The organism is Arcobacter sp. YIC-80, from assembly GCF_044841725.1.
Taxonomy (GTDB): domain Bacteria; phylum Campylobacterota; class Campylobacteria; order Campylobacterales; family Arcobacteraceae; genus Arcobacter_B.
The window spans coordinates 373,974-393,196 of sequence record NZ_JBJBSI010000001.1; the positions used below are offsets into that span (position 1 = coordinate 373,974).

A 19,223-nucleotide genomic window follows, 5' to 3' on the forward strand; every position below is an offset into this window, starting at 1 on the left:
TTATAATATTTAATATAATAAGCTTTGCAATATACAATAAATAGTGTTAAGAGTACATAAATAGTAGCGTCAGCGTCGCATTCTTGGTTCTTTTATTAAATACAAATATCTTTCAATTTTTCTAAATCGTATCATTATAATTTAACAATATATTTGATAATCTTACTACAGACAAAAGGAATTAAAATGCAAATTGATTTCCATGATAAATATGACATTATCATAATTGGAGGAGGAGCAATTGGAAGTAGTATTGCTTTAGATTCTGCCTCAAGAGGTTTGAAAACTTTATTAATTGAACAAAATGACTTCTCAAGTGGTTCTAGCTCAAAAAGTACAAAACTTCTCCATGGAGGAGTAAGATATTTAGAACAAGCTATTATAAAACTTGATAAAAAACAACTAAACTTAGTTTTTGAAGCTCTAAAAGAAAGAAAACATTTTCTAGATAATGCTAGTTTTTTATCAAAGAAAATTGGCATTTTAACTCCTATAAAAAAATGGTATGAACTGCCTTACTATTATTTAGGTTTAAAAATTTACGATTTAATAAGTAATAATAAAAGTTTAGGTAAAACTTCAATATTAACAAAAAAACAACTTCAAGAAAGTATTTTAAATATTAAAAATTTTCCCTTTGCTGTTAAATATTATGATGGTAGTTTTAATGATAGTAAACTTAATATATCTATATTACAAACAGCTCAAAAATATGAGGCTATATTAAAAAACTATACTCAACTTCAAGCTTTTATTTATAAAGATTCAAAAATAAAAGGTATTCAAGTTTATGATAGGTTAAATAAAAAAGAGTACTTATTTAAAAGTAATTGTATTATAAATGCTACAGGACACTATATTGATATAATTAGAAAATTAGATAACAAAAATACAAAAGACTTAGTTGAGTATAGTAGAGGCTCTCATATTGTAATTTCAAATGAGAAATTAAAGATTAAAGAAGCTATTTTAATTCCTAAAACAAGTGACAAAAGAGTACTTTTTATACTTCCATGGGAAAATCATATTTTAATAGGTACAACAGATATAAAATGTGAATTTTCTAAAAACCTTAAAATATCAGAAGAAGAAAAAGATTATTTACTAAATCATATAAATAAATATTTTAATGCAAAAATCAAAAAAGAAGATATTTTATCTTCATGGTCTGGAATTAGAACTTTACTAAAACAAGAACTAAACTCAAAAGATATTATTAGAGAACACATAATAGAAACCTCTCCTACAAATTTGATTAGCATTGCTGGTGGAAAATGGACAACAGCAAGAAAGATAGCTGAGGCTTGTATGGCTTTAGCAATTGATAAAGGATTAGTAAAACCTTTAAAAGAGTCTATTACAAATTCAATAAAACTTCATGGCTCATACAAAAGTAAAATAATTATAGAAAATAAAAAACTATCTGAGAATCAAATATTAATGTTAAAAAATTTGTATGGAGGTAATATTTATAAAGTAGTACAAATAGCTGAAGAATTTAATGCCTATGAAAAAATCAATAAAAATTATCTTTATATAAAAGCACAAATCATATATGCAATTAAATATGAATATGTAAAAATGCCTTTAGATTTTCTAGCAAGACGAATTAGATTAGCTTTTTTAAATAAAAAAGAGTGTTTTAATAGTATAGAATATGTGACAAATGTAATATGTGATTATAATAATTATGATAAAAATACAAAAGATAAATTAATAAAAAATGCAAGGGTTGAGTTAGATGAGATTTTTGGATAATTTTAAAAAAGATAAACTAATTATTGCTCATAGAGGATTTAAAAGTTTTTATGTAGAAAACTCCTTAGAAGCTTTGATAAAATCTTCTTTAGACAGTGATTTTATAGAATTTGATATTCAATTTACAAAAGACTATATTCCTATTATACACCATGATGAGACACTCAAAAGAATGTCAAATATTCAAGATATTAAAAAATTCAAAGCTTATAAGCCATGGTTTATAAAAGATTTTAATTTTAGTGAAATACAGAATTTAAATATTAAAGGAACAAAACTATCTACTTTAAGTGAGTTTTTAAATATTGCTAGAGAAAAAAATATTTTCTTTAATTTAGAAATAAAAAAACTACCTAAAAACATAAATAAAATAAAAGCAATAGATATTATTATCCAAAAAATAGAGTATTACAATTGTTCAAAACTTGTACTATTTTCTTCTTTTAAACATGAATATTTAGAAATAATTAATAACTACAAAAAAGACTATGCAATAGGAGTTCTTGATGAAAATACAAAAAGAGAAAATCTTGTTGGATATCTTAAAAAGTTAAATGCACAAACTTATAATATAAACAAAGAACTAATAAGTAAAAAACAAATAAAAAAACTTAAAAAAGAAAAAATTGAAACTTTTGTTTATACAATAAATAATAAAAAAAGCATAGATAAAGTTCTTAAAAAAGGAGTTAAGGGTGTCTTTACAGACTACCCTTATAAATTATTCAAAGATTAAATAGTTTTTGAGAATCTTCTTTTATTTTCTGGTATTTTATTTAAGTAAGCGTCAAAAGGCATACATATATTTCTAATTAACATTGTTCCTGTTTGCGATACTTGAATTTTATCCTCTGTTATTTCAACAAGTTGCGCTTCTATAAATTCTTGAAGTGCTTCAATTGCATCTGAAAAATAATCATTAAAGTTTACATTAAACTCTTCTTCAACCCTTTTTATATTTAAAGAGAAATTAGACATAAGTTCCATTATTACAAACTGTCTTAATTGATCATCATCAGATAATCTATAACCTTTAAATACAGGTAAATCACCTTTATCTAAAGCTTCCTCATAAGCAGGAATATCTTTAAAGTTTTGAGAGTAATAATCAACTCCATTTCCAATAGATGTTAGACCAATTCCAATTAAATCAGCTCCACCTTTAGTTGTATAACCTTGGAAGTTTCTATGTAATTCACCTTTTTCAATAGCTTTAAATAGTTCATCTTCTGGCTTAGCAAAGTGATCCATTCCAACCATTTTATAACCATTAGAAGTAAAGAAATCAATTGTATCTTTTAGCATCTCTAATTTTTCTTCTGGTTGAGGGAATGTAGTTTCATCAAACTTTCTCATTGTTTTCATAAGCCAAGGAACATGAGCATAATTAAATACTGCAAATCTATCAGTATCTAATGTAATCATTTTTTCTAATGTTCTTTTGAAGCTTTCTCTTGTTTGATGAGGAAGTCCATAAATTAAATCTGTATTTACAGAATGAATTCCTGCTTCCCTAGCTATTTTAATAACATTTTGTGTTAATTCAAATGGCTGAATTCTATGAATAGTTTTTTGAACGCTCTCATCTAAGTCTTGTACTCCAAAGCTTAATCTATTACAACCTCCAGCTTTTAATACATCCATGTGTTCTTTTGTAAAAAACCTTGGATCTACTTCACATGAAACCTCAGCATCATTTGAAAAATTAGGAAAAACTTCTTTTACAGCATTAATTACCTCTTCAAGTTGAGAAGGGGAGAAGAATGTAGGTGTTCCCCCTCCAAAGTGCATTTGAGTCACAACTCTTTTTGTATTAAGATGATTTTTTAAAATATTAAGCTCTTTTTTTAAATACTCAATATATCTAACTTTTTTATCTTCTTTTGATGTAAAAATCGTATTACAACCACAGAAATAACAAGCACTTCTACAAAATGGCATGTGAATATATAAAGATAAGGCTCTATCATCACTTTGTTTTTTATAATACTCTTTTAAATCATCTTGTGTAAACTCTTCACTAAACTCAGGAGCTGTAGGGTATGAAGTATATCTAGGTCCTGGTCTTGAATACTTTTTAAATTTAGAAAAATCAATCATTATACGTTTCTTTGTCTATCTAGCCAAACCATTACACCTTTTTGGGCATGTAATCTATTTTCAGCTTCTTGGAATACTAAACTTTTTTCTGATTCAATTACTTCTTCACTTACTTCATAACCCCTATAAGCAGGTAAACAGTGTAAGAAAATAGCCTTTTCATCAGCTTGACTCATCATTTCTTCATCAACAATATAACCATCAAAGTCTTTTACTCTTCTTTCTTTCTCTTCTTCTTGTCCCATAGAAACCCAAGTATCAGTTGTTACTACAGTAGAACCTTTTACAGCTTCTAAAGGATCATTTCCAATGATTATTTTAGCACCTGATTTTTTAGCCATTTCTTGTGCATTCAATAAGATGTCAACATCAACTTCATAACCTTTTGGTGTTGCTATTCTAAGTTCAAAACCTAATTTTGCAGCCATATTTAGCCATGAGTGTGCCATATTGTTTCCATCTCCTATATAAGCAACAACTAGATTTTCTTCAAGACCTGCTTCTTGAATTGTAAGATAATCTGCCATAAGTTGTACTGGATGGTATTCATTTGTAAGCCCATTAATTACAGGAACCTTTGAATATTTAGCGAACTCTTCAAGTTTACTTTGTTCAAAAGTTCTAATCATTACCATATCAACCATTCTTGATATTACCCTTGAAGTATCACTCATAGGTTCCCCACGTCCAAGTTGAATATCATTTGATGAAAGAAATAATCCTACACCACCTAATTGATAAATACCTGTTTCAAAAGAGACTCTAGTTCTTGTAGAGCTTTTTTCAAAAATCATACCTAAAGTTTGTTTTGGCATATATTCTTTAAACTCTTTTCTTTTTGTCTCATCTTTGATTTGCTTAGCTAAATCAAGAATTTCTAGAATTTCATCCTTAGTGTAGTCTGCTAATGTTAAGAAATGTCTCATAATAATTCCTCTGTAAATTAATAAAAAGGAACATTTTATTTAATTATGGATTATTATTAACTTAAATTTAATATGGATATTAATTTATATCTATAGACAAAAGCTCAAAGCACCTATAAATGACACTTTAGTGACTTTTTTGATAATATTAAGTTAAGAGATTATTCCTTAAAATAACAAATATTTTTAAGGAATAATACATGATAGAAGAGATTTTAAAAAGAGATGGTAAAAAAGAAAAATTTGAGTCATTTAAAATAGAAGATGTTATAAAAAAAGCATTTAAAAGTGTAAATACAAAGTATGACCAAACTATTTTTTTTAATATATTAGATTTAATAAATGAAAAAAGAGTAATAACAGTAGAAGATGTTCAAGATATTATAGAAAAAGAGCTATACAAAGCTAGATATTTTGAAGTTATGAAATCTTTTATGTTATATAGACATTTACATAAAATACAAAGAGAGCAGGTTCTTCAACTTGACAAAGATACAACATATATAAACTCAACACAAACTATTCAAGAATATATAGATGGTACAGACTGGAGAATTAATGCCAACTCAAATACTGGCTATTCTCATGCAGGACTTATTAATAATAGTGCAGGAAAAGTAATAGCAAACTATTGGTTAGATAAAATTTACTCAAAAGAAGAGGGATATGCTCATAGAAATGCAGATTATCATATTCATGACTTAGATTGTCTTAGTGGATATTGTGCAGGGTGGAGTTTAAGAGCCTTACTTGATGAAGGCTTTAATGGAGTAAGAGGTAGAGTTGAAAGTACTGCTCCTAATCATTTTAGAGAAGCTTTAGGACAAATGGCAAACTTTTTAGGAATTTTACAAAGTGAATGGGCTGGTGCACAAGCTTTTTCTTCATTTGATACTTATTTAGCTCCTTATGTATTCAAAGATAAATTAGAATTTAATGAAGTAAAAAAACATATTAGAAGTTTTATTTATAATTTAAATGTACCAGCAAGATGGGGTCAAAGCCCATTTACTAATATAACAATTGATTGGGTAGTTCCAGATGATTTAAAAGATCAAATTCCAACAAGAAACCAAAATCATTTATTTAAAAACCTAAAAGATAGTCAGCTATTAAAAATAATTCAAGACAAAGGTTATAACTCATTTGAAGAATTAACATATAAAGCTTTTCAAAAAGAAATGAATATGATTAATAAAGCTTATTATGAGGTAATGACAGAAGGTGATAAAACAGGTCAACCCTTTACATTCCCAATCCCTACAGTAAATATTACAGAAGATTTTGACTGGTATGGAGAAAATACAGATTTACTTTTTGAAAATAGTGCAAAGATTGGTTCATCATATTTTCAAAACTTTATAGGTAGCCAATATATAAGAGATGAAAATGGTAATCTAGTTGAAAATGAAAATGCTTATAAACCAGGTCATGTAAGATCTATGTGTTGTAGATTACAACTTGACTTAAGAGAACTTCTTAAACGTGGTGGAGGATTATTTGGAAGTGCCGAAATGACAGGAAGTATAGGTGTAGTAACTATCAATATGGCTAGATTAGGATATTTATATAAAAATGATATTAATGGTTTAATTAAAAGATTAGAAGAATTAATGGATTTATCAAAAGCAACTCTTGAGAAAAAAAGAGTTTTTATCCAAGACTTATATGAAAGAGGCTTATTCCCTTATACACAAAGATATTTAAAAGGATTTAATAACCACTTTTCAACTATTGGAATAAATGGTATGAATGAAATGGTTAAAAACTATTTTGATGATAATACAGACTTATCATCTGAACTTGGAAATGCTTTTTGTATAGAGATATTAGATTTTATGAGAAAAAAAATTGTAGCATATCAAGAAGAAACAGGAAATTTATATAATCTTGAAGCAACACCAGCTGAGGGAACTACATACAGATTTGCTAAAGAAGATAAAAAAAGATACAAAAATATTGTTCAAGCTGGTAGTGGAGAAAATATCTATTATACAAATTCATCTCAATTACCTGTTGATTTCACAGAAGACCCTTACGAAGCTTTAGAGTTACAAGATGAGCTTCAATGCAAATATACAGGTGGTACAGTAATGCACTTATACATGAGAGAAAGAATTTCTTCTGTTGAAGCTTGTAGAAAATTTATCAAAAATGTAATTACTAATTTTAGATTACCTTATATTACAGTTACACCTGTATTCTCTGTTTGTGATAAGCATGGATATATAAATGGAGAACATGAATATTGTCCAAAATGTGATGAAGAAATTTTAGAAAAGGAGTTAAAAGAAAATGCAAAAACAAGAAGTGCTTGAAAAAAATTCACATAAAAGAACTAAATGTATAGTATATACTAGAGTTATGGGTTACCATAGACCTATTGAAAGTTTTAATATTGGTAAAAAAGGTGAACATGAACAAAGAGTTAAATTCATTGAATCTAAAAAATGTTTATAGTCTTACAAAATTTACAACAACTGACTACATAGGATATTTATCTTGTGTAGTTTGGTTAAATAAATGTAATTTTAGATGTTTATATTGCTACAATGATGATTTAGTATTTAATAAAACAGCCAATTATACTTTGAATGAAGTTTTAGTCTTTTTGAAAAAAAGAGTGGGATTACTTGATGCCATAGTAATTTCAGGAGGAGAGGCTACACAACATAATTTAATTGACTTTTGTAAAGAAGTAAAAGCTTTAGGCTTTAAAATCAAACTAGATACAAATGCTACAAATCTAAAACAATTAAAAAAACTTGTGGAATTAAGTCTCATTGATTATATGGCTATAGACTTCAAATCACACAAAGATAAATTTTATGAAATTACCAAAACAAATCTATATGATACTTTTATTGAAACTATTAAATATTTATTAAAAGTAAATTTCCCTTTTGAATTAAGAACTACTATAAATTCGAATCTTTTACAAGAAGAAGATATAAATAAAATGATAAATATTCTAATAGAATTAGGATATAAAAATACCTATTATCTACAAAATTTTTTACTTACCTCATCAAATATTGGAAATATAAAAGAGGGTTTAGGGATAAACAAAGATTTAATTAAAGCAAAAAATTTAGATATACAATGGAGAAATTAAATAACCTTGTCCTGAAGCATTTTCTATAATATCTTTTGATGTTTTAATTCTAAGTCTTTTTATAAAAGTTCTAAGTCTTTCATCACTTACAGGTTCATCCCATAAACTATCTTTTATTTTTTGTGAATCTACAACTTCATTACTATGCTTCAATAAAATATAAAAAAACTCTTTTTCTCTTTTAGTAAGATTTATTAATTTATTATCTTTATACAAAGACCTAGAGTTATTATCAAAAGTATATGAATCTTTTAATTTTACTTTTCTTCTCTTATTTAAACTGGGAGCTATTTTATTTATATGCTCTATTACTTCATCTGGGTCAAAGGGTTTAATAAAATATTTATTAATTCCAATATCAATAGCTTTTAAAAGTTTTTCTTTATCAGAATAAGCACTTAATACAATAATAGGTATTAACTCATCTACTTCTTTAATTTTTTTTGTCATTTCTAAACCATCACAATTTGGCATCATGATATCAGTAATTATAATATCAGGTTTAGTAGCTTTAAATTTCATAAAACCTTCTTCCCCATCTTTTGCTACAATAACTGAAAAGAAAAAGTCTGCTATTGCATCTTTTAAAAGTTTAGATAAATTATCTTCATCTTCAACTATTAAAATTTTAAGTGTTTTTAATAAATTATAATCCATTGTATTATTCCATAGGTATTTTGATTGTAAATTTAGAGCCATTTTTATAGTTTTTATGCTCAATTGTACCATTTAAACTTTTTTCTATAATCATTTTTGACATAAAAAGTCCAAGACCTGTTCCTTGACTTTTATGTTTTGTTGTAAAATATGGTTCAAATATTTTATCAATGTTTTGTTTTGAAATACCCAAAGCATTGTCATATATTTCTAAAACTGCATAACTTTTATCAAAGAGTATTCTCTTTTCAAGTTTTATACAAATATCTCTTTTTATAATATTTTGATTTAAAAAAGCATCTTTTGCATTTTGTATCAAATTTATTATTACTTGAGATAATTCATTTAAAACCCCTATAACTTCGCACTCATTTTTTATAGAAACTTTTATATTTATATTCTCTTTTTGTATTGTTTTATTTAAAATATTTATAGATTCTTCAATTGCTTGTTTAATATTAAATGCTTTTTTCTCTTTTTGGGGATTAAAAAAGTTTGTAAAATCTTCTATAGTGTTAGACATATTTTGTATTAAGTCTTTACTATTTATATATAATTCTTTTACTTTTTTCTCATCATTTTGAAGTGAGGCTTTTTTCATATTAAATATCACTAAAGACAATTCAGTTAAAGGCTGTCTCCACTGATGTGCAATATTCCCTAACATTTGACCAAGACTTGCCATTCTTGATTGCCAAAATAAAATTTTTTGTTTCTCTTTATTTTTTGCTACTTCTTTTTTAACTTTATCTTCTAAATTTGCATTTAAATCTTTTAATTCTTTTGTTTGTTGCTCAACTCTTAATTCAAGTGTTGTATTTAAAGCTTCTAACTCTTTCTCTTTTAACTCTAATCTTTTTTTTAGTTCAACTTCTGCTGTAACATCATATCTTATAGCTATAAACTCTTTTATTTCTTTTTTTTCATTTAAAATAGGGGTAATAGTAGTATTAAGATAAACAGTTCTACCATCTTTTGTTAAATTCTTAACTGTAGCCTTATAAGGTTTTTTCGAAAGAATAGTTTCCCAAAGACTTACAAAATTAGAAGAGGGGACATCAGGATGTCTTACGATATTATGGTTTTGTCCTACCAACTCATCATAAGAATACCCTGAAATTTTACAAAACTCATCATTTACAAATGTAATTATTCCATTAGTATCAGTTTTTGATACTATATTAGAATTCTCTATTGCATCTTGATAAGTATTACCCATATTATTTATTTCTTAATAATTCACAAGCTTCTTTAGCATGGTAAGTAATAATCATATTAGCTCCAGCTCTTTTAAAACCTATTAAAGTTTCCATCATAACTCTTTCATAATCAATAAGACCAGCAGCTCCTGCATTTTTAAGCATAGCATACTCTCCACTTACATTATATACACATAATGGTAGTTTTGTTTCATTTCTAATATCTCTAATTATGTCTAAGAATGCAAGTGCTGGTTTTACCATAAGAATATCTGCACCTTCTGCTTCATCTGCTAATGACTCTTCAATAGCTTCAAGTCTATTTGCAGGATTCATTTGGTATGTTCTTCTATCTCCAAAAGATGGTGTTGATTCAGCAACATCTCTAAATGGTCCGTAATAGGCACTTGCAAATTTAGTTGAATATGCCATAATTGGTAAATTTTCATACCCATTTTCATCTAATGCTGTTCTAAGTGTTGTAATAATTCCATCCATCATTCCAGAAGGTGCTATCATATCAGCCCCAGCTTTTGCATGAACAATCGCTTGTTGTGCAGAAATTTCTAATGTTTTATCATTATCAACAGTTTGTGTTTTTGGGTCTAAAATTCCACAATGTCCATGATCTGTATATTCACAAAAACATAAATCTGTAACAATAAACATTTCTGGGTATTTAGATTTAATAACTTTAATAGTTCTTGATATAATACTTTCATCACATAAACACTCACTACCTACTGAATCTTTTACATCAGGAATAGCAAATAATATAATAGACTTAAGATTAATACTTATTAAATATTCACACTCTTTTAAAATTTCATCAATACTCATTTGGAATACACCAGGCATTGAAGAAACCTCAGTTTTGATACTTTCTCCTTCTCTTACAAATAATGGATAGATAAAATCATCACAAGAAAGATGTGTTTCTTGTACCAAATTTCTAAGTGTTTCATTTATTCTTAGTCTTCTAAATCGTTTAAACATTCTATTTACCTCTTTTGGTTATAATCACGAATTCTAACAATATAAGGTTTAAAGAACAATGAATATAATACAATCAAATATTGCTAACCTACCTACAAAACATGGAAAGTTTAGAATAAAAGCATATAAAGATGGAAATCAAGAACATTTAGCAATTATGAGTGAAAACTTTGAAAATATAAAAGCACCCTTTGTACGAATTCACTCAGAATGCCTAACAGGCGATACACTAGGAAGTTTAAAGTGTGATTGTCAAAATCAATTAAATTTAGCATTAGATTTTATAGCAAAAGAGGGTGGTCTTATAATCTACCATAGACAAGAAGGAAGAAATATAGGTTTATTTAATAAAGTAAATGCTTATGCTCTTCAAGATCAAGGTAGAAATACTATTGAAGCTAATCTTGAATTAGGCTTTGGAGAAGATGATAGGGACTATAGAGTAGTTGAATATATTTTTAAAGATTTAAAAGTTAATCAAATAAAACTAATTACTAATAATCCTAAAAAAATTGAATATGTTGAAGGTATTGGAATTGATATAGTAAAAAGAGTTCCAGCAATTACAGTTACAAACAAACACAATGAACACTATTTAAAAACAAAAAAAGATCAAATGGGACACATGTTATAATGAGTTTAAAAGAATTAATAGAATCAAATGATTTAAAATTTGATGATAAATTTTATGAAGATTGTGAAGTTTTCACAAAACTACTTAGACAATGGGGCCAAGTTCATAATTTAACAGGAAGCCTTCAAATAAATGACATAAATGAAAATATACTAGATTCAGTATATCCGCTTAAATTTATAGATAAACATAAAAGTTTTGCTGATATTGGAACAGGGGCTGGATATCCTGGACTTATTCTTGCTATAGCACTAAGAGATGTAAAAGCGTATCTTATTGAACCAAGAGTTAAAAGAGTCTCTTTTTTAAACTTTGTAAAAGCAAGTTTAAAACTTGAAAACTTAACTGTTATTTGTAACAGGGTAGAAAAAGTAGAAGATTTAAATGTAGATTTAATAACTTCAAGAGCTGTTACTAATACAAATTTACTTTTAGACATAACTAAAAACATTAAACAAGAAACAAGTTCTTATCTTTTCTATAAAGGTTCACTTGTAAATGAAGAAATAGAAAATGCTAAAGTAAATAACTATACAATAGTAAATAGAAAAGATAGAAACTATCTATATATAAAAGGTAAATAATGATATTAAAAATTTTAGCGGTACTAGTTGTATTATTCTTTGTTTATTTAATTTTCTTTAAAAAAGGCAGAGAAAAAGATATTGTACAAACAAAAAAAGATGAAAGCATTTCTGATGAAATGGTTGAATGTCCAACTTGTAAAACTTATGTTTCTCAAAAAGAAGCAATATTAAGTAATGGGAAATTCTACTGTTCTAAAGAGTGCTTAAATAATAAGTAGGATTAAGAATGATTCTAATTGGTGATAAACTTGTACCCTTTGAAGAAGTTTTTAATATCTCTTCAATTGATGAAATATATAAAACTAAAGCAAATAGTCTTATTTCATTTGGTTATAACGAAGAAATATTAAAATATACATTTAAAAATAATTTAAATAGTGCTATTGTAGTAGCATCAATAAAAGAAGCAATTTATGCAAATGCTTTAAATGCAAAATATATTATTGCATCTAAAAACTTAGCAAAACAAATTCAAAAGGTTGCAGAAAACTATATGTTTGACTCAAAAGTGTTAGCTATAATAACATCTAATAATGAATTAGAAGAAATAGCTTCATTTGAAATAGATGGAGTTATTTATAAGTCAATTCTTGATTAAAATAACTAACCAAAAAATAAGCAAACATTAGATAATATAATTACCTTTTATATAAATATATAGGCAAAAATATGAAAGAAATATTAGATATAGTAATTCTTATTATGTTTGTTATTATGATTGCATTATTCATTATCAACTTTAATAAACAACAAATACAGAAATACAAAGATAAAATAGAAAATAAAGATGACAAGACTTCTAATAAGGAAACAGTAGATGAATAAACCATTATTAATAGAGATTGGTGTTGAAGAATTACCAGCAATTCCATTTTTAAAAGAGTTACCAAATATTGAAAAAAAATGGAGTGACATTTTAGAAAAAAATAGATTATTAACAGATTTTGAATTTTTCTATACACCAAGAAGATTAGTATTATGGCATAGAGAATTTCAAGTAAAACAAGAAAACTCAATACAAGAAATGTTTGGAGCACCTGTAAAAATTGCTTTTAAAGATGGTGAACCAACAGGAGCTGCACTTGGTTTTGCTAAAAAATGTGGTGTAAATGTAGATGAATTAGAAAAAATTGATCAAGGAAGAGGGGAAGTTTTATACTACAAAAAAGAAGTAATAGGAACAAATAGTACTGAATTATTAAATACTATGGTAAATGAATTTATTTCTTCATTAAACTTTGGAAAATCTATGAGATGGGCTTCAAGAACAGATAGCTTTATTAGACCTATTAGAAGTTTAAGTATTATGTTAGGAGAAGAAATTGTTCAAGGGGAATTATTTGGTGTAAAATCTTCTAACTTTTCATTTGCCCATAGAATGGTTTCTTATGAACCTTTTACATTTGATTTTGCAGGTGATTATTTCTGTAAACTTGATAAAAATGGTGTTATTTTATACCCAGATGAAAGAAGAAAAATCATTTTAGATCAAATGAAAGAAATTGAGCAAAGAGATGGTGTAAAAATTGAAATTGATAAAGAATTACTAGAAGAAGTAGTAGCAATTACAGAGTATCCAACAGCATTAATTGGTAAATTTGATGAAGAGTTTTTAGAACTTCCTGAAGAAGTTATTGTAACTTCTATGAAAGAACATCAAAGATATTTTGCTGTTTATAAAGATGACAAATTAACAAATAACTTTATCGTTGTATCAAACTCTAAAACAAATGACTTTGGATACATTATTGAAGGTAACGAAAAGGTTCTACGACCAAGACTTGCAGATGGTATGTTCTTCTGGAAAAACGATATTAAAGCAGGACTTTCAAATGAAGGACTTAAAAAACTTACATTTGTAGAAGGTTTAGGTTCTATGTATGAAAAATGTGAAAGAGAAGCAAAAATTGCTTCTTTCTTAGCTGACACTTTTAATATTGAGCAAAAAGAACTTATTGAAAAAGCTGTAATGCTAAGTAAAGCAGACTTAATGTCTGAAATGGTATTTGAATTTACAGAACTTCAAGGTCTTATGGGATACTACTATGCAAAACTTGCAGGAGAAGATGAACTAGTATATACAGCTCTTAAAGAACAGTACTTACCAGATGGAGAAGACTCAGAATTACCATCAAATAAATTCTCTGCAGTAGTAGCTTTAGCATATAAACTAGATAATCTGATGGGATTATTTAGTGTTGGAAAAATTCCTACTGGTTCAAAAGATCCATTTGGATTAAGAAGAGCAGCAGCAGGTATTGTTAAAATTGCTATGGAACATGAGTTATCAGTTGATTTAGATAAAATCATAGATACATTATCTTCAAATTATCCAGGCTTAGATAAATCACAATTAATTGAATTTTTCAATGAAAGATTATTTAAAATTTTTGATGTAAATCCATCAGTATTAAAAGCAGTTCTTGGTTCACAAGAGACTGATATATTTAAAATTTCTAAAAAACTTTGCGCTTTAAATCCAATTGTTCAAAGTGATAATTTTAAAGAATATACAGCAACATTTAAAAGAGTTGCAAATATTATAAAAGATTTAGATGTTAATTCAGAACTAACAGTAAAAGAAGAACTTCTTGAAGATGAAGCAGAAAAACAATTAGTTGAAACTTTTAATAAAATTACATCAAAAAACTATATAACTTATGATGAAGAATTAGAAGCTTTATTTAGTTTAAAACCACAACTTGATAATTTCTTTGATAACGTTTTCGTAAACCATGAAAATGAAGCTATTAAAAGAAATAGAAAAAATACAATTGGTAAAGTTTACCAAGCTTTCAGAAAAATCGCTGATATTAAAGAAATTACTATCTAAATAAATATAAATAGGGCAAAACCCTATTTATAGACTCACAAATTTAAATTTTCACATTCTATTGTTTAATATATAACTAATTATTTTCATTTTAGTGCATTTGTTGTACACTTTTATTTTAAATTACATTTTAAGGAGATTTAATGAAAAAAATACTAATAAGTACGTCAATAATTGCAACAGCACTTTTTTTTAATGGCTGTGAAGAAAAACAAAATAAAATAAATAGATATATTCAGAATTGGACAGGGGTAAATGGTGTACTTGAAGTTTATGCAGGAGAAAAACTAGTAAAAAGATTTATAAAAATTGATAAACTTTCAACTGCTGTAGCAACTGAAGGTAAAAATAATAGACCATATAGATTTGGTTATGGAATTCTTGATGAAAATTTAAACTTTAAAAAAGATAATAATGAAAGTAAAGTTTATTTTGAGTTTTCAGATTATTCTACAAACTATATATTCTTTGAGAATCCACACCCATAAAGGAAAAGACTCATGAAAACAAATATCTTACTACTTATAATATCGGCATTTTTATTTAATGCTTGTGCTACATGGGAAGGTGTAAAAGAGGATAGTTCTGATGCTTGGCAAGCAACAAAAAAAGGTACTAAAAAAGTGTATGAAGGAACAAAAGAAGCAATACATAAAGCTACTGAATAAATATATTTTAATGATTATTTGTATTTAGTAAAGTTTAATGGAGCTGGTGAAGGGACTTGAACCCCCGACCTGCTGATTACAAATCAGCTGCTCTAGCCAACTGAGCTACACCAGCTTCCAAAAATATTAAGTATTATTCACTTTGTGAATAATGGTGTCAAGAGAGAGACTTGAACTCTCGACCTCCGGCTTATGAGACCAGCGCTCTAGCCAGCTGAGCTACCTTGACACTATGGCTATTTGGTTGCGGAAACAGGATTTGAACCTGTGACCTTCGGGTTATGAGCCCGACGAGCTACCTAGCTGCTCTATTCCGCGTTAAAAGTACCTAAAATGGATGGGGTAGTAGGACTCGAACCTACGAATGACGATACCAAAAACCGTTGCCTTACCACTTGGCGATACCCCATTTTTTAAGTGCCGAAATTATAGTAGAAATCATGATATTTGTCAAGTGCTTTTATAAAGAATTTTAAAATTTCTGATATAATATATCATATATTAAAAAAACTATTAAAAAGATGAGATATGAACGCAATACAAAGAGTAAAAGAAGCAATTGAAGAAATACAAAAAGGAAATATGGTCATCATGTTAGATGATGAAGATAGAGAGAATGAAGGAGATTTAGTTTATTCAGCAGCATTAAGTACACCAGAGAAAGTTAACTTTATGGCTACTCATGCAAAAGGTTTAATTTGTGTATCAGTTACAAAAGAAACTGCAAATAAATTAGAATTAAATCCTATGGTTAATTCTAACACTTCATCTTATGAGACTGCATTTACAGTTTCAGTTGATGCAGCAGATGCAGCAACAGGAATTAGTGCAGGGGAAAGAGATGATACAATTAAAATTTTAGCTAATCCTGTTTCAAAAGCATCTGAACTTGTAAGACCAGGGCATATATTCCCACTTATAGCAAAAGATGGTGGTGTTTTAGTAAGAACAGGTCACACAGAAGGTAGTGTAGATTTATGTAAACTTGCAGGATTAAATGGCGAAGCTGTTATTTGTGAAATAATGAAAGAAGATGGAACAATGGCAAGAAGAGATGATTTAGATATTTTTGCCCAAAAACACAATATGAAACAAATTTATATTTCAGATTTAGTTGAGTATAGATTATCACATGAAAAACTTGTTGAAGAAATCAGTAATGAAGAAACAGTATTTTTAGGAAGTAACGCAAAGAAAAAAGAATTTAAAGATCATTTAGGGAATATACATACTGCAATACTTCTTGGAGATCAAAATGAAATAAGTCATGTAAAATTCCATACAATTTTACCTGATATAGAACTATTTTTAAAAGATGAAAAATTAAATTCTATGTTAAAAACAATTAACTTTTTACAAGCAAAAGGGGGAGTATTAATTTTCTTATCTGATGAGAAAAAAAGAGAAACTCAAAAAGATTATGGAATAGGGGCACAAATCCTTAATTCTTTAAATATAAAACAAATTAAACTTATGACAAGTGGAGGAAAACATTCATTTGTAGGATTACAAGGTTTTGGATTAGAAATAATTGAAGAAATTCAAATAGAGTGTTAAACTCTATTTGAAAAATCAAACTAAACCAGCTGCTGATTTAATTAGATCTAATGTTTTTTGAGGAATCACTAAATTATTAGATAACTCTTCTTTATTCTCTTTATAATATTTTGATTCAAGTATAGCATTGATTTTATCTTCATATTTTTGAATAACAGTTTCTTGTGTATCTCTATCCTCAATATCTAAAAATTGTCTAGGTTCTTGATTTGAAACTCTAGCTAATCTATATTCAAAAAGAGATTTATTATCATAATCTTCATTAAACTTATTACAAATGCTTTTATATACATCATTTAACTCAGCTTCATACTTTCTATAAATTGTACCTGCACTATCATTTAGTGCTCTACTAAAATTATCATAATCTACAAGTAATGATTTTAAAGTTTCTTCATCTAAAGAATCTTCTTCAACATTATACTTTTTTGATAATAAGTGTTTACAACAATAATGTACTACTTCGTCTTCTGTATTTTTAATGTCAGCTAAAAAATCTGATAATCTCATATATTTCTCCTATTTTATTTAATGAAAAAAAGGAGTGAAAACTTCACTCCTTTTAACAGTAAACTTTTTATAGTAGAATTATACCTTATAATATTGGTCCTGCAGCTGTGAAATCATATTCACTTTCTAAAGTTAAGTATTTTTTAAAGTTTTCAATATACATACCTGCTAACTTCTTCTTAGTTTCATCGTAAGCAGCTTTATCTTCCCATGTATTTCTAGGATTTAAAACCTCAGTATCAACACCATTTAATGTTTTAGGAATTGATAAATTAAATACTGGTAACGTTTCAAATTCTGATTTTTCAATAGAACCATCTAAAATTCCATTTATACAAGCTCTAGTATTTTTAATACTCATTCTTGAACCAACACCATAAGGACCACCTGTCCATCCAGTGTTAACTAAATAAACATTAACTCCATGCTTATCAATTTTTTGTCCTAATAATTCAGCATATTTAGTAGGATTAAGAGGTAAAAATGCTTCACCAAAACAAGATGAGAATGTAGCAACGGGTTCAGTAATTCCTCTTTCAGTTCCTGCAACTTTAGCTGTATATCCACTTAAGAAATAATACATTGCTTGCTGTTTATCAAGCTTTGCCACTGGAGGTAAAACACCAAAAGCATCTGCACATAAGAAAATAATATTTGTTGGATGTCCACCCCTCATATCAGGAGTATGATTTTCAATATGATCTAATGGATAAGATACTCTCGTATTCTCTGTCTTTGAACCATCTGAATAATCAACAACACCATTTTCATCAGCAACAACATTTTCTAAAATAGCACCTTTTTTAATAGCACCAAAAATTTCAGGTTCAGAACTTTCGTCTAAGTTAATTACTTTAGCATAACAACCACCTTCAAAATTGAAAATACCATTGTCATCCCAACCATGTTCATCATCACCAATTAAAGCTCTATTAGGATCTGTAGATAATGTAGTTTTTCCAGTCCCTGATAATCCAAAGAATAATGCAGTATCACCATCTTTTCCAATGTTTGCTGAACAATGCATTGGAAGCTTACCTTCTAAAGGAAGCCAATAATTCATCATAGAGAAAACACCTTTTTTCATTTCACCAGCATACCATGTACCACCAATAATAGCTGTGTTTTCTTCTACATTAAATACCACATAAACTTCTGAATGTAAACCATGACTCGCATAAGACATATCACACGTTTTACAAGAGTTATAAACAGTAAACTCTGGCTCAAAATTATCTAATTCTTCTTGTGTTTGAGGAACAATAAACATATTTTGAATAAAATGTGCTTGCCATGCCACTTCTGTAATAAATCTTACAGATTTTCTAGAATCTAATGAAGCTCCACAATAAACATCAGTAACATATAAATCTTTATTACTTAATTGCTTTTTAGAGTTTTTTAATAAATCTTCATAAACTTCACTTGAAACTTTTTGATTTATATCACCCCATGCAATATATTTATTCGAAGGATCTTGGTTAACAAAGAATTTGTCTTTTGGACTTCTTCCTGTGAAAATACCAGTATCTACCATTAAAGCACCAGTTGAAGAAACTCTTGCTCCTTCATTTGCTACTGCATCTTTAATTAAAGAATCTATATCAAGATTCCTTTTTACTTCACCTACATTTTCTAGACCTAAAGCGTCTTTAATCTCAGACATAATTTAACTTTCCCTAC

General features: G+C 27.3%; 21 protein-coding genes and 4 tRNA genes. 14 read left to right on the forward strand and 11 right to left on the reverse strand.

What is annotated here, in order from left to right; genetic code table 11:
* The first annotated feature begins 186 nt into the window (after positions 1-186).
* Both ACH5BK_RS01660 and ACH5BK_RS01665 read left to right on the forward strand, forming a co-directional pair.
* Complete coding sequence (locus ACH5BK_RS01660) at positions 187-1,758, forward strand: glycerol-3-phosphate dehydrogenase/oxidase (RefSeq protein ID WP_404304067.1); 1,572 nt, start codon at positions 187-189, stop codon at positions 1,756-1,758.
* The gene (locus ACH5BK_RS01665) at positions 1,742-2,494 is read left to right on the forward strand and encodes a glycerophosphodiester phosphodiesterase (protein WP_404304068.1); all 753 of its coding nucleotides are present in this window, start codon (positions 1,742-1,744) and stop codon (positions 2,492-2,494) included. The genes ACH5BK_RS01660 and ACH5BK_RS01665 overlap by 17 nt, the downstream gene beginning before the upstream one ends.
* Here ACH5BK_RS01665 and hemN read toward each other — a convergent pair.
* Positions 2,491-3,858 (reverse strand): oxygen-independent coproporphyrinogen III oxidase, encoded by a 1,368-nt coding sequence (hemN, locus tag ACH5BK_RS01670; RefSeq protein ID WP_404304069.1) that lies wholly within the window; start codon positions 3,856-3,858, stop codon positions 2,491-2,493. The two genes, ACH5BK_RS01665 and hemN, sit on opposite strands and share 4 nt — an antisense overlap.
* Positions 3,858-4,784, reverse strand: coding sequence for an ornithine carbamoyltransferase (argF, locus tag ACH5BK_RS01675; protein WP_404304070.1), 927 nt, complete (start codon positions 4,782-4,784; stop codon positions 3,858-3,860). The genes hemN and argF overlap by 1 nt, the downstream gene beginning before the upstream one ends.
* Before the next feature lie 200 nt (positions 4,785-4,984).
* Between argF and ACH5BK_RS01680 the strand changes: the two genes are divergently transcribed.
* The 3 genes from ACH5BK_RS01680 to ACH5BK_RS01690 are packed head-to-tail and all read left to right on the forward strand — an operon-like array spanning position 4,985 to position 7,899.
* Positions 4,985-7,102 (forward strand): ribonucleoside triphosphate reductase, encoded by a 2,118-nt coding sequence (locus ACH5BK_RS01680; protein ID WP_404304071.1) that lies wholly within the window; start codon positions 4,985-4,987, stop codon positions 7,100-7,102.
* A complete protein-coding gene (nrdD, locus tag ACH5BK_RS01685) occupies positions 7,080-7,244 on the forward strand; it encodes an anaerobic ribonucleoside-triphosphate reductase (RefSeq protein WP_404304072.1) in 165 nt (54 codons plus the stop codon). The genes ACH5BK_RS01680 and nrdD overlap by 23 nt, the downstream gene beginning before the upstream one ends.
* Positions 7,201-7,899 (forward strand): anaerobic ribonucleoside-triphosphate reductase activating protein, encoded by a 699-nt coding sequence (locus ACH5BK_RS01690; RefSeq protein ID WP_404304073.1) that lies wholly within the window; start codon positions 7,201-7,203, stop codon positions 7,897-7,899. Before nrdD ends, ACH5BK_RS01690 begins: the two co-directional genes overlap by 44 nt.
* Here the strand turns inward: ACH5BK_RS01690 and ACH5BK_RS01695 are convergent.
* Genes ACH5BK_RS01695 through hemB form a run of 3 tightly spaced genes read right to left on the reverse strand, consistent with a single transcriptional unit; the run spans position 7,876 to position 10,751 of the window.
* Positions 7,876-8,556, reverse strand: coding sequence for a response regulator transcription factor (locus ACH5BK_RS01695; protein ID WP_404304074.1), 681 nt, complete (start codon positions 8,554-8,556; stop codon positions 7,876-7,878). The genes ACH5BK_RS01690 and ACH5BK_RS01695 overlap by 24 nt on opposite strands.
* Before the next feature lie 4 nt (positions 8,557-8,560).
* Positions 8,561-9,775 (reverse strand): PAS domain S-box protein, encoded by a 1,215-nt coding sequence (locus ACH5BK_RS01700; protein WP_404304075.1) that lies wholly within the window; start codon positions 9,773-9,775, stop codon positions 8,561-8,563.
* Between the two features lies 1 nt (position 9,776).
* The gene (gene hemB, locus ACH5BK_RS01705; RefSeq protein WP_404304076.1) at positions 9,777-10,751 is read right to left on the reverse strand and encodes a porphobilinogen synthase; all 975 of its coding nucleotides are present in this window, start codon (positions 10,749-10,751) and stop codon (positions 9,777-9,779) included.
* Between the two features lie 58 nt (positions 10,752-10,809).
* Here hemB and ribA point away from each other — a divergent pair, with 58 nt between their 5' ends.
* From ribA to ACH5BK_RS01745, 8 genes are all read left to right on the forward strand, one after another.
* Positions 10,810-11,385 (forward strand): GTP cyclohydrolase II, encoded by a 576-nt coding sequence (gene ribA, locus ACH5BK_RS01710; RefSeq protein WP_404304077.1) that lies wholly within the window; start codon positions 10,810-10,812, stop codon positions 11,383-11,385.
* Entirely contained in the window at positions 11,385-11,969 is a 585-nt protein-coding gene (rsmG, locus tag ACH5BK_RS01715; RefSeq protein WP_404304078.1) for a 16S rRNA (guanine(527)-N(7))-methyltransferase RsmG, read from the forward strand. Before ribA ends, rsmG begins: the two co-directional genes overlap by 1 nt.
* Entirely contained in the window at positions 11,969-12,190 is a 222-nt protein-coding gene (locus ACH5BK_RS01720) for a PP0621 family protein (RefSeq protein ID WP_404304079.1), read from the forward strand. The genes rsmG and ACH5BK_RS01720 overlap by 1 nt, the downstream gene beginning before the upstream one ends.
* A gap of 8 nt (positions 12,191-12,198) precedes the next feature.
* Positions 12,199-12,570 carry a hypothetical protein gene (locus ACH5BK_RS01725; protein ID WP_404304080.1) on the forward strand — a complete coding sequence of 124 codons (372 nt, stop codon included), beginning with the start codon at positions 12,199-12,201 and terminating at the stop codon, positions 12,568-12,570.
* A gap of 71 nt (positions 12,571-12,641) precedes the next feature.
* Entirely contained in the window at positions 12,642-12,797 is a 156-nt protein-coding gene (locus ACH5BK_RS01730; protein ID WP_404304081.1) for a hypothetical protein, read from the forward strand.
* Positions 12,790-14,805 (forward strand): glycine--tRNA ligase subunit beta, encoded by a 2,016-nt coding sequence (gene glyS, locus ACH5BK_RS01735; RefSeq protein ID WP_404304082.1) that lies wholly within the window; start codon positions 12,790-12,792, stop codon positions 14,803-14,805. The genes ACH5BK_RS01730 and glyS overlap by 8 nt, the downstream gene beginning before the upstream one ends.
* 143 nt (positions 14,806-14,948) lie before the next feature.
* Positions 14,949-15,293: a hypothetical protein gene (locus tag ACH5BK_RS01740; protein ID WP_404304083.1), complete on the forward strand. Its 345-nt coding sequence runs from the start codon at positions 14,949-14,951 to the stop codon at positions 15,291-15,293.
* 12 nt (positions 15,294-15,305) lie between these two features.
* Positions 15,306-15,473 (forward strand): entericidin EcnAB, encoded by a 168-nt coding sequence (locus tag ACH5BK_RS01745; RefSeq protein ID WP_404304084.1) that lies wholly within the window; start codon positions 15,306-15,308, stop codon positions 15,471-15,473.
* A 38-nt stretch (positions 15,474-15,511) separates the two neighbouring features.
* On the opposite strand, the gene ACH5BK_RS01750 is transcribed toward ACH5BK_RS01745, so the two are convergent.
* From ACH5BK_RS01750 to ACH5BK_RS01765, 4 genes are all read right to left on the reverse strand, one after another.
* Positions 15,512-15,588: transfer RNA gene (locus ACH5BK_RS01750), tRNA-Thr, on the reverse strand.
* 37 nt (positions 15,589-15,625) lie between these two features.
* Positions 15,626-15,702: transfer RNA gene (locus ACH5BK_RS01755), tRNA-Met, on the reverse strand.
* Positions 15,703-15,714: 12 nt separating this feature from the next.
* Positions 15,715-15,791: transfer RNA gene (locus tag ACH5BK_RS01760), tRNA-Met, on the reverse strand.
* Between the two features lie 16 nt (positions 15,792-15,807).
* Positions 15,808-15,882: transfer RNA gene (locus tag ACH5BK_RS01765), tRNA-Gln, on the reverse strand.
* Between the two features lie 119 nt (positions 15,883-16,001).
* On the opposite strand from ACH5BK_RS01765, the gene ACH5BK_RS01770 reads away from it, so the two are divergent.
* Complete coding sequence (locus ACH5BK_RS01770; RefSeq protein ID WP_404304085.1) at positions 16,002-17,030, forward strand: bifunctional 3,4-dihydroxy-2-butanone 4-phosphate synthase/GTP cyclohydrolase II; 1,029 nt, start codon at positions 16,002-16,004, stop codon at positions 17,028-17,030.
* Between the two features lie 15 nt (positions 17,031-17,045).
* Here ACH5BK_RS01770 and ACH5BK_RS01775 read toward each other — a convergent pair whose 3' ends face one another.
* On the reverse strand, positions 17,046-17,540 hold the full coding sequence (locus tag ACH5BK_RS01775; protein ID WP_404304086.1) for a hypothetical protein: 495 nt from the start codon (positions 17,538-17,540) through the stop codon (positions 17,046-17,048).
* A gap of 85 nt (positions 17,541-17,625) precedes the next feature.
* Positions 17,626-19,206: a phosphoenolpyruvate carboxykinase (ATP) gene (gene pckA / locus ACH5BK_RS01780; protein ID WP_404304087.1), complete on the reverse strand. Its 1,581-nt coding sequence runs from the start codon at positions 19,204-19,206 to the stop codon at positions 17,626-17,628.
* Positions 19,207-19,223: the final 17 nt, after the last annotated feature.

What these genes read in the sequence shown, in the direction of transcription:
- hemN (WP_404304069.1), bottom strand. Translation starts at nt 3,858, where the DNA reads ATGATTGATTTTTCTAAATTTAAAAAGTATTCAAGACCAGGACCTAGA.
- ACH5BK_RS01700 (WP_404304075.1), bottom strand. Translation starts at nt 9,775, where the DNA reads ATGGGTAATACTTATCAAGATGCAATAGAGAATTCTAATATAGTATCA.
- ACH5BK_RS01745 (WP_404304084.1), top strand. Translation starts at nt 15,306, where the DNA reads ATGAAAACAAATATCTTACTACTTATAATATCGGCATTTTTATTTAAT.
- ACH5BK_RS01725 (WP_404304080.1), top strand. Translation starts at nt 12,199, where the DNA reads ATGATTCTAATTGGTGATAAACTTGTACCCTTTGAAGAAGTTTTTAAT.
- ACH5BK_RS01695 (WP_404304074.1), bottom strand. Translation starts at nt 8,556, where the DNA reads ATGGATTATAATTTATTAAAAACACTTAAAATTTTAATAGTTGAAGAT.
- ACH5BK_RS01660 (WP_404304067.1), top strand. Translation starts at nt 187, where the DNA reads ATGCAAATTGATTTCCATGATAAATATGACATTATCATAATTGGAGGA.
- rsmG (WP_404304078.1), top strand. Translation starts at nt 11,385, where the DNA reads ATGAGTTTAAAAGAATTAATAGAATCAAATGATTTAAAATTTGATGAT.
- ribA (WP_404304077.1), top strand. Translation starts at nt 10,810, where the DNA reads ATGAATATAATACAATCAAATATTGCTAACCTACCTACAAAACATGGA.
- ACH5BK_RS01730 (WP_404304081.1), top strand. Translation starts at nt 12,642, where the DNA reads ATGAAAGAAATATTAGATATAGTAATTCTTATTATGTTTGTTATTATG.
- argF (WP_404304070.1), bottom strand. Translation starts at nt 4,784, where the DNA reads ATGAGACATTTCTTAACATTAGCAGACTACACTAAGGATGAAATTCTA.
- ACH5BK_RS01775 (WP_404304086.1), bottom strand. Translation starts at nt 17,540, where the DNA reads ATGAGATTATCAGATTTTTTAGCTGACATTAAAAATACAGAAGACGAA.
- glyS (WP_404304082.1), top strand. Translation starts at nt 12,790, where the DNA reads ATGAATAAACCATTATTAATAGAGATTGGTGTTGAAGAATTACCAGCA.
- ACH5BK_RS01720 (WP_404304079.1), top strand. Translation starts at nt 11,969, where the DNA reads ATGATATTAAAAATTTTAGCGGTACTAGTTGTATTATTCTTTGTTTAT.
- nrdD (WP_404304072.1), top strand. Translation starts at nt 7,080, where the DNA reads ATGCAAAAACAAGAAGTGCTTGAAAAAAATTCACATAAAAGAACTAAA.
- ACH5BK_RS01680 (WP_404304071.1), top strand. Translation starts at nt 4,985, where the DNA reads ATGATAGAAGAGATTTTAAAAAGAGATGGTAAAAAAGAAAAATTTGAG.
- hemB (WP_404304076.1), bottom strand. Translation starts at nt 10,751, where the DNA reads ATGTTTAAACGATTTAGAAGACTAAGAATAAATGAAACACTTAGAAAT.
- pckA (WP_404304087.1), bottom strand. Translation starts at nt 19,206, where the DNA reads ATGTCTGAGATTAAAGACGCTTTAGGTCTAGAAAATGTAGGTGAAGTA.
- ACH5BK_RS01740 (WP_404304083.1), top strand. Translation starts at nt 14,949, where the DNA reads ATGAAAAAAATACTAATAAGTACGTCAATAATTGCAACAGCACTTTTT.
- ACH5BK_RS01770 (WP_404304085.1), top strand. Translation starts at nt 16,002, where the DNA reads ATGAACGCAATACAAAGAGTAAAAGAAGCAATTGAAGAAATACAAAAA.
- ACH5BK_RS01665 (WP_404304068.1), top strand. Translation starts at nt 1,742, where the DNA reads ATGAGATTTTTGGATAATTTTAAAAAAGATAAACTAATTATTGCTCAT.
- ACH5BK_RS01690 (WP_404304073.1), top strand. Translation starts at nt 7,201, where the DNA reads ATGAACAAAGAGTTAAATTCATTGAATCTAAAAAATGTTTATAGTCTT.